The following is a 6,894-nucleotide window of genomic DNA, read 5'->3' as shown; positions in this document are numbered from 1 at the left end:
CGCGAGCCGCGCATGCCGACGCAGGCGCCGACCGGATCGATGGAGGAGTCGTTCGACAGCACGGCCATCTTGGCGCGCGAGCCGGCGTCGCGGGCGGCGGCGCGGATCTCGATCACGCCGTCGTAGACCTCGGGGACTTCCTGGGCGAACAGCTTGGCCATGAAGCCGGGGTGCGAACGCGACAGCATGACCTGCGGGCCCTTGGCCTCGGCGCGGACGTCATAGATGTAGGTGCGGATCCGGTCGCCGATGTTGAACACCTCGCGCGGGATCGAGTCGTTGCGGCGCATGATGCCCTCGCCCCGGCCCAGATCGACGACGGTGTTGCCGTATTCGACGCGCTTGACGGTGCCGTTGACGATCTCGCCGACGCGGTCCTTGAACTCTTCGTACTGGTTGGCGCGCTCGGCCTCGCGGACCTTGCCGGTCACGACCTGGCGGGCCATCTGCGTCTGCACGCGGCCGAACTCGAACGGCGGCAGGGTCTCGACATATTCCTTGCCGACCACGGCTTCCGGGTCGCGCTTCGAGGCGTCGGTCAGGCGGACCATGGCCGAGTCGTTGAACTCTTCCAGCTCGTCCTCGGGCTGCCAGTCGTCCGGAACGATGGTGACGTGACGCGTCAGCGACAGCTCGCCCGACTTGATGTCGATCTTGGCGCGGATGTCGTGATGGGCGCCGTAACGCGACTTGGCGCCCTTCTGGATCGCCTCCTCGATCGCCTCGACGACGATCTCCTTGTCGATGTTCTTCTCGCGCGCGACCGCGTCAGCGATCTGGAGCAGTTCGAGTCGGTTCGCGGAAACGCCGGCAACAGCCATGATCAGTCCTCGGTGTCGGTAGAGTTGTCGTTACGGGCGGCGCGCTTCTCGGCGCCCGCCTTCATCAGTTCGTCGGTCAGCACCAGCTTGGCGTCGACCAGCCATTCGAAGGGAATGAGGGCGGTGTCCTCCTCCCCTTCCAGATCCATGGCGATGTTCTCGCCGTCCGTGCCGGCGATCACGCCCTTGAAGCGCTTGCGGCCCTCGATCATGCGATCGGTTTCCAGTCGCGCCTCATAGCCCTCGAACAGGTCGAAGTCCGACTGGCGGGTCAGGGGGCGGTCCACGCCCGGCGACGACACTTCCAGCAGATATTCGCCGTTGATCGGATCGGCGGCGTCGAACACTTCCGACACGGCGCGGCTCAGTCGGGCGCATTCCTCGACGGCGATGTCGTGGTCGCTCGGACGCTCAGCCATGATCTGCAGCCGCCGGCGCAGGGTGCCGCCCATCAGCCGCACGCGCACGATGTCGAGACCCAGGCTCTCGGCCACGGGTTCGATCAGCTCCAGCAGAGCGCGGTCTTCGGCGGTCTTGGCCTTCAAAGGCTTTGGTCCAAACAAAAAGCGGCGGGCCCGACGGCCGCCGCTTCAAACGGCGCCGTTAGGACGCCGGTCTAACGATGTGGGACGGCGTATAGCTCCGTCGCCGGGCTTTGTCAGCCCTTTTGAGTCGAGCGGGCATAGATCACTCCCGCCACGACTCCCGAGATCACGATACTGACGGGCGCCCAGAACAGGCCGCTCTCCAGATGCCCGGCGAGATCAGCGGGGTGCTCGATCGCATAGAGGGCCGCCCAGGGCGCAAAAAGCAGGGCGGCTGTGGGCAGGGCGAAGGCGACAGCCAGGCTGACGATTACATACAACGTCGCCGCCGCTCCGCCGCCGATCGCACAGACCGGGAGGGACCGCCCCATCCGCAGCGCTCGGATCAAGGCCAGCACCGCGCCTCCAAACACGAGGCTCGGGATCGTTCCGGTGATGAAAACGGCGAAAAGCAGAAACAGGAAGCCGCCCGCCATTTGCCAGACGGATACGGGCGCACTCGTCGTCGAGGATGCGACAACCGCCCCGGCAAGAAACACGACCAGAGCCATGACCGGCGCGGCGAATGCTGAAACGACAAAGCCATCGAGATAGGCAACGGGGGCGTGCGGGCGCGCCGCTGAGCCGTTTGCCGCCCCCTCGAGCGATCTGTTCTCATCCCCGGTCAAAGCAGCGCCAGCTGGCCCAGATAATCCCGCTTGCCCAGTTCGACCCCCGCGTTGCGCAGGATCGCGTAAGCCATGCTGACGTGGAAATAGAAGTTCGGCAGGGCGAAGCTGGTCAGATAGCCCGCGCCCTCGAAATCCAGCTCGACGCCCGGGAAGCGGATTTCGATCCGGCGTGTCTCGCCGCCCTCGAAGGCCGCCGCCTCCGTCGCCTCGATGAAGGCGATCGACAGGGCGATGGTCGCCTTCAGCTCGGCCAGGGTCGCTTCGGAGTCGTCCGTCTTCGGCCATGCCTGGCCGGTCAGCCGCGCCACGCAGCTGCGCCCCGAAAAGGCCGCCATGCGGATCTGGTCGGGGAAGGGTTTCATGTCCGGCGCCAGCCGCGCCTCCATGATCGCCACCTCGTCCAGACCCGACTGCATGGCCTTGTCGACGAGGCCGTTCAAGACGTTCAGGCCCCGCAGAAACATGGTCGCGGAGGCGTCGTGGAGGGCGAGGCTCATGGGTCGGGCTCCCTGTTTCAGGAAACCCTTGTGCTAGGCCGCGCGGACGAAATCCAGAAAGATCGGCGGCGTATCGCCAAGCTTCTTTTCTTCATAGCGGGTGACGACGTGATCGGCCGGCGCCACGCGCCAGTCGTCGGCCGCCTCGGCCTGCCAGATCAGGCCCGGCGTCCGCTCGAACCGCTCCAGCGCCCATTCGGCGTAGTCCTTCCAGTCCGTCACGAAGCGCAGGCGGCCGCCGGGTTTCAGCAGGCGCGCGATCTCCGCCGCCGTCTCGTCCTGGACCAGCCTTCGCTTGTTGTGCCGCGCCTTGTGCCAGGGGTCGGGGAACAGGATCATCACCCGGTCGAGCGACGCGTCCGGCAGGGCGGTCATGACGTCGCGCGCGTCGTCGGCGTGCAGGCGCACGTTCTTCAGCTCGCGCTCGTCGATGTGCCGCAGGGCTGAACCCACCCCGTTCAGGAACGGCTCGCAGCCGATCATCAGCACGTCCGGATGCCGGCTCGCCTGTTCGGCCAGATGCTCGCCACCGCCGAAACCGATCTCCAGCCAGACGCCGGTCGCACCCGGCATCAGGGCGGCGGGATCGATCGGCCCCGCCCTGGGGTCCGGCACGGCGATGGCCGGCAGCAGGGTGTCGAACAGCGCCGCCTGCCGCGGCTTGATAGCGCGCGACTTGATGCGGCCGAACGAGCGGAGCGGGGGATGGGCGGGCGTGGACATGGGGCGCCTTCTATGTGGATATGCCCCGAATGCACACCCGGCAGAGCCAATGAATGATCGCAGGCGCGCGCCCCTGTTGAAGCTTGGGACTGCAGCCCTGGTTCTCGGGCTGGCCCTGGTCGCATTGGGCTTTGGCTTTGGCCAAGGCTGCGACTTTGACACCATGGACGTCTGTCGGCCATTCGGCGTGTGGAGCGGCGACTCGTTTCTGGTCGCGGGGGCTTCGGGCCTCATTCTCCTTGTGGGACTGGCCCTTGGCGCGTTCGGCGGACTGCTCGTCCTGATACGGCTATGCCGCCCCGGTCGGAGGACGGCCCATGAGTGACATGATCGGCTGGGGCATGGGCCTTGCGCTGATCGCGTTGATCGTCTGGGCCACGGTCGCCATGGCGGGCGGCGGAGGGCGGACGGCGGCGAAACGGCGCGGCGGCGCGCAGATGATGGCCGCCATGCTGTTCGGTTTCGGCGCCGCCCTCGACCCACCGCAGCGTCACGTGGCCGCGGCCAGGGACGAAACGCCGAAGGGCTCGCCGGAAAACGGCGAGCCCGAACTCGACGACTAGGCCAGCGCCTTCAGCTGGTCGACCAGATCGGTCTTCTCCCAGCTGAACCCGCCGTCGGCGTCCGGCGCGCGGCCGAAGTGGCCGTAGGCGGCGGTGCGGGCGTAGATCGGCTTGTTCAGACCCAGGTGTTCGCGGATGGCGCGGGGCGTGGCGCCGCCGATCAGGCCCAGGATGTTGGCTTCCAGCACAGCCTCGGTGACGACGCCGCGGCCCGTGCCGTGCAGGTCCACGTGGATCGACTGCGGCTTGGCCACGCCGATGGCGTAGCTGATCTGGATGGTGCAGCGGTCGGCCAGGCCGGCGGCCACGACGTTCTTGGCCAGGTAGCGGCAGGCGTAGGCGGCCGAGCGGTCGACCTTGGTCGGGTCCTTGCCCGAGAAGGCGCCGCCGCCGTGGGGAGCCGCGCCGCCGTAGGTGTCGACGATGATCTTGCGGCCGGTCACGCCGGCGTCGCCATCGGGCCCGCCGATCTCGAAGATGCCGGTCGGGTTGATGTGCCAGACGGTGTTCTCGTCGGTGAAGCCTTCCGGCAGCACTTCGAGGATGTAGGGCTTCACGATCGCGGCGACGTCGGCCGACGACAGGCCGGCGGCGTGCTGGGTCGACAGCACGATCGAGGTGGCGCGGACGGGCTTGCCGTCCTCGTACTGGATCGTCACCTGGCTCTTGGCGTCGGGCTCCAGCCGCTTGTCGCCGCCGTGGCGGACCTCGGCCAGGCGCTTCAGGATGTTGTGGCTGTATTGCAGGGTCGCCGGCATCAGCTCGGGCGTCTCGTTCGAGGCGTAGCCGAACATGATGCCCTGGTCGCCCGCGCCCTCATCCTTGTTGCCGGCGGCGTCGACGCCCACGGCGATATCGGCCGACTGGCCGTGCAGGCGGTTGATGAATTCGAACTTGTTCCAGTGGAAACCCGACTGCTCATAGCCGATGTCGCGAACGGCGGCGCGAACGGCGGCCTCGATCTCGTCCTGCACGCCCGGGGCCCAGTTTCCGTCGGTGTCCATGATGCCCTGGCCGCGGATTTCACCGGCCAGAACGACCAGATTGGTCGTCGTCAGCGTCTCGCAGGCCACCCGCGCATAGGGATCCTTGCCCAGGAACAGGTCCACGACGGTGTCGGAGATACGGTCCGCGACCTTGTCGGGATGGCCCTCGGAAACGCTTTCCGAAGTGAACAGGAACGACGAACGGGACAAGGCGGAGCTCCGGCGGAAGGGGAAGGCCGGCAGACATATAAGGATATGTTTATATGTTCAAGACGCAGGGCTGACCCGCCGGCGCCAGGACAGGTCCTCGCTGACCGCGCGTTCTCCGGCCAGCCAGCGCTCTCCGACCCCGACCAGCACTGTCGCATAGACCAGGATCCACAGACCGATCCGCGCCGACAGGGCGTCGTACCGTCCTATCCACGTCAGCCCTGCGAGCAGATGGACCGTCACGATCAGCGCCAGGGCGGCGGTGACCACATACGGCCACCAGCGGCCGCCCCTGAAGGCGAGCCCGCCGAATATCGTCAGCAACAGGACATCCAGCGCCGCCTCGAGGGCAGAGCTGTGCACCCATGCGAAAAGATGGGTCGCGCCCACGTGATCGACCAGCAACACCATCACCCCGAACCGTTCCGGATGGCCGCCCCTGAGCCAGCCGAGGACGAACGCCACGAAGGCCACGGCGTTGGCGGTCAGGAAAAACGGAGTGATGACGGCTTCTCCGGCGGAACAGGCTCACCCTGCCTACAGCGACTCGCGGGAGCCGTCCCTCCGATCCGGCTGACCGGCGCCTCGCCCGCCATCCATCGCTCGGCGACGCCGGCCAGCAGGGCCACGTATTCCAGAATCGCGAGCCCGACCCGCGCCGAGACCGCGGCGGCCCAGGAAATGTCAGTCCAGATGGTACAGGCGTGAACCACCAGGGTCAGAACCATCGCCGCCGTTGCGACAAGCGGCCACCACCGCTCTGACCGGAGGGCCAACCATCCGAAGACCAGAAACAGCAGGGCGTCCTCGACGATGGTGTCGATGTAGACATCGCCGATGTTCACCCTGAGGGTCGGGCCCAGCGCCAGATGGCTCCACAGCATCAAGCCGGCGCAGAGCCGCTCGGGCCGCCCGCCTCGCAGCCAGCAGAGGATCACGGCCGCGGAATAGAGGAAGTACGAGACCCAATAGAAGAGAGGCCTCTCCATCACGGGCAACATACGGGGCCTCCCCGTCGAACTTCACCAGTACATCCGGGCCCCGCCGTCACGCCTGATCGCGCCGGACGGCGCCTCAGAGCACCGATCCCGTCACTTCTTGCGCCCGCTCTCTATCAGGTCGGGGTTGGTGACATGCCCGATCTCCTGGGCCTGCCCCGCATAGGCGAGAACCAGGTCCGCGACCGCCTTCATCAACACCGCCGTCACCACGACAAGGACGAGCAGGATCAGAAGACGAACTAGCCAGCTGCGTGGCGGGGGGCGGTAGCCGAGGCGCCGCTCTGGGCCCCCACCTGGGCCATCACCCAGCCCGCGCTCAGCACCTGCTGCAGCAGTTCGCGCGGCGTCGCCCGTTGCGCGTCGTCCGTCAGTCCGCGCATCAGATGCGCCCTCACCGGATCGTTCGGTCCCAGCGGGCTGAACCCGTTGAGCGCCGCTTCCAGATCGTCCCACGTCCAGTGGGGAAGCGCCTTGGATTGAGTTGCCATTGTCAGTCTCCTTGGGGGTGGAGACACTGATGCCGACCGGCGCGGCTTTCGCTATGGGGTCTTTCGTAGCCTCTGGTACGTTTCGTTCCAGAATCGCCAGCGCGGCCTTGCGCCGGTTGACGCCCAGACGGCGGCAGCCCTCATGCACATGTTTTTTGATTGTCGCTTCCGACAGACCGAGGCGCGCGGCAATTTCCTTGTCGGTCAGAAAGGCGGTCAGCCTCAGACATTCTTCCTGACGCGCGCTGAGCCGCTGGTTCATGACCGCTCCAAATACAGCGATCTAGCTATGACGTTCCGGAGGAGGCGTCCAGATCATCTGCATTTTTCGGAGCTTGGAAAAATGGTGCCGCTTAGGTGACTCGAACACCTGACCCCCGCATTACGAA

General features: G+C 66.7%; 10 protein-coding genes and 1 pseudogene. 1 reads left to right on the top strand and 10 read right to left on the bottom strand.

What is annotated here, in order from left to right:
* From nusA to trmB, 5 genes are all read right to left on the bottom strand, one after another.
* Positions 1 to 821 (bottom strand): transcription termination factor NusA (gene nusA, locus V6M42_RS02565; RefSeq protein WP_332676936.1); only part of this gene is annotated, 821 nt, incomplete at its 3' end.
* Positions 822 to 823: 2 nt separating this feature from the next.
* Positions 824 to 1,366: a ribosome maturation factor RimP gene (rimP, locus tag V6M42_RS02560; protein ID WP_332660145.1), complete on the bottom strand. Its 543-nt coding sequence runs from the start codon at positions 1,364 to 1,366 to the stop codon at positions 824 to 826.
* A 113-nt stretch (positions 1,367 to 1,479) separates the two neighbouring features.
* Positions 1,480 to 2,034, bottom strand: a complete 555-nt coding sequence (locus V6M42_RS02555; protein WP_332676933.1) for a hypothetical protein — start codon at positions 2,032 to 2,034, stop codon at positions 1,480 to 1,482.
* Positions 2,031 to 2,534, bottom strand: coding sequence for a DUF1993 domain-containing protein (locus tag V6M42_RS02550; protein ID WP_332660149.1), 504 nt, complete (start codon positions 2,532 to 2,534; stop codon positions 2,031 to 2,033). Before V6M42_RS02550 ends, V6M42_RS02555 begins: the two co-directional genes overlap by 4 nt.
* A gap of 33 nt (positions 2,535 to 2,567) precedes the next feature.
* Positions 2,568 to 3,257, bottom strand: coding sequence for a tRNA (guanosine(46)-N7)-methyltransferase TrmB (gene trmB, locus V6M42_RS02545; protein WP_332676932.1), 690 nt, complete (start codon positions 3,255 to 3,257; stop codon positions 2,568 to 2,570).
* Positions 3,258 to 3,574: 317 nt separating this feature from the next.
* Between trmB and V6M42_RS02540 the strand changes: the two genes are divergently transcribed.
* Positions 3,575 to 3,820 carry a hypothetical protein gene (locus V6M42_RS02540; protein WP_332676930.1) on the top strand — a complete coding sequence of 82 codons (246 nt, stop codon included), beginning with the start codon at positions 3,575 to 3,577 and terminating at the stop codon, positions 3,818 to 3,820.
* Here the strand turns inward: V6M42_RS02540 and metK are convergent.
* The 5 genes and pseudogenes from metK to V6M42_RS15290 form a co-directional block, all read right to left on the bottom strand.
* On the bottom strand, positions 3,817 to 5,016 hold the full coding sequence (gene metK, locus V6M42_RS02535) for a methionine adenosyltransferase (RefSeq protein ID WP_332660155.1): 1,200 nt from the start codon (positions 5,014 to 5,016) through the stop codon (positions 3,817 to 3,819). The genes V6M42_RS02540 and metK overlap by 4 nt on opposite strands.
* A 57-nt stretch (positions 5,017 to 5,073) precedes the next feature.
* Positions 5,074 to 5,490 (bottom strand): hypothetical protein, encoded by a 417-nt coding sequence (locus tag V6M42_RS02530; RefSeq protein WP_332676929.1) that lies wholly within the window; start codon positions 5,488 to 5,490, stop codon positions 5,074 to 5,076.
* Positions 5,491 to 5,501: 11 nt separating this feature from the next.
* Positions 5,502 to 6,017, bottom strand: a complete 516-nt coding sequence (locus V6M42_RS02525) for a hypothetical protein (RefSeq protein ID WP_332676927.1) — start codon at positions 6,015 to 6,017, stop codon at positions 5,502 to 5,504.
* A gap of 239 nt (positions 6,018 to 6,256) precedes the next feature.
* The gene (locus V6M42_RS02520; protein ID WP_332660161.1) at positions 6,257 to 6,505 is read right to left on the bottom strand and encodes a hypothetical protein; all 249 of its coding nucleotides are present in this window, start codon (positions 6,503 to 6,505) and stop codon (positions 6,257 to 6,259) included.
* Positions 6,506 to 6,617: 112 nt separating this feature from the next.
* Positions 6,618 to 6,767, bottom strand: a pseudogene (locus V6M42_RS15290) (LuxR C-terminal-related transcriptional regulator); the annotation flags it as partial.
* Positions 6,768 to 6,894 lie beyond the last annotated feature (127 nt).

The organism is Brevundimonas sp. (genome assembly GCF_036677305.1).
In the GTDB taxonomy this organism is placed as follows: Bacteria; Pseudomonadota; Alphaproteobacteria; order Caulobacterales; family Caulobacteraceae; genus Brevundimonas.
This window is presented reverse-complemented; position numbering and strand designations above follow the sequence as displayed.

Coding starts and splice junctions, on each gene's coding strand:
- V6M42_RS02540 (WP_332676930.1), top strand. CDS start 3,575: ATGAGTGACATGATCGGCTGGGGCATGGGCCTTGCGCTGATCGCGTTG.
- V6M42_RS02525 (WP_332676927.1), bottom strand. CDS start 6,017: ATGTTGCCCGTGATGGAGAGGCCTCTCTTCTATTGGGTCTCGTACTTC.
- V6M42_RS02550 (WP_332660149.1), bottom strand. CDS start 2,534: ATGAGCCTCGCCCTCCACGACGCCTCCGCGACCATGTTTCTGCGGGGC.
- V6M42_RS02520 (WP_332660161.1), bottom strand. CDS start 6,505: ATGGCAACTCAATCCAAGGCGCTTCCCCACTGGACGTGGGACGATCTG.
- trmB (WP_332676932.1), bottom strand. CDS start 3,257: ATGTCCACGCCCGCCCATCCCCCGCTCCGCTCGTTCGGCCGCATCAAG.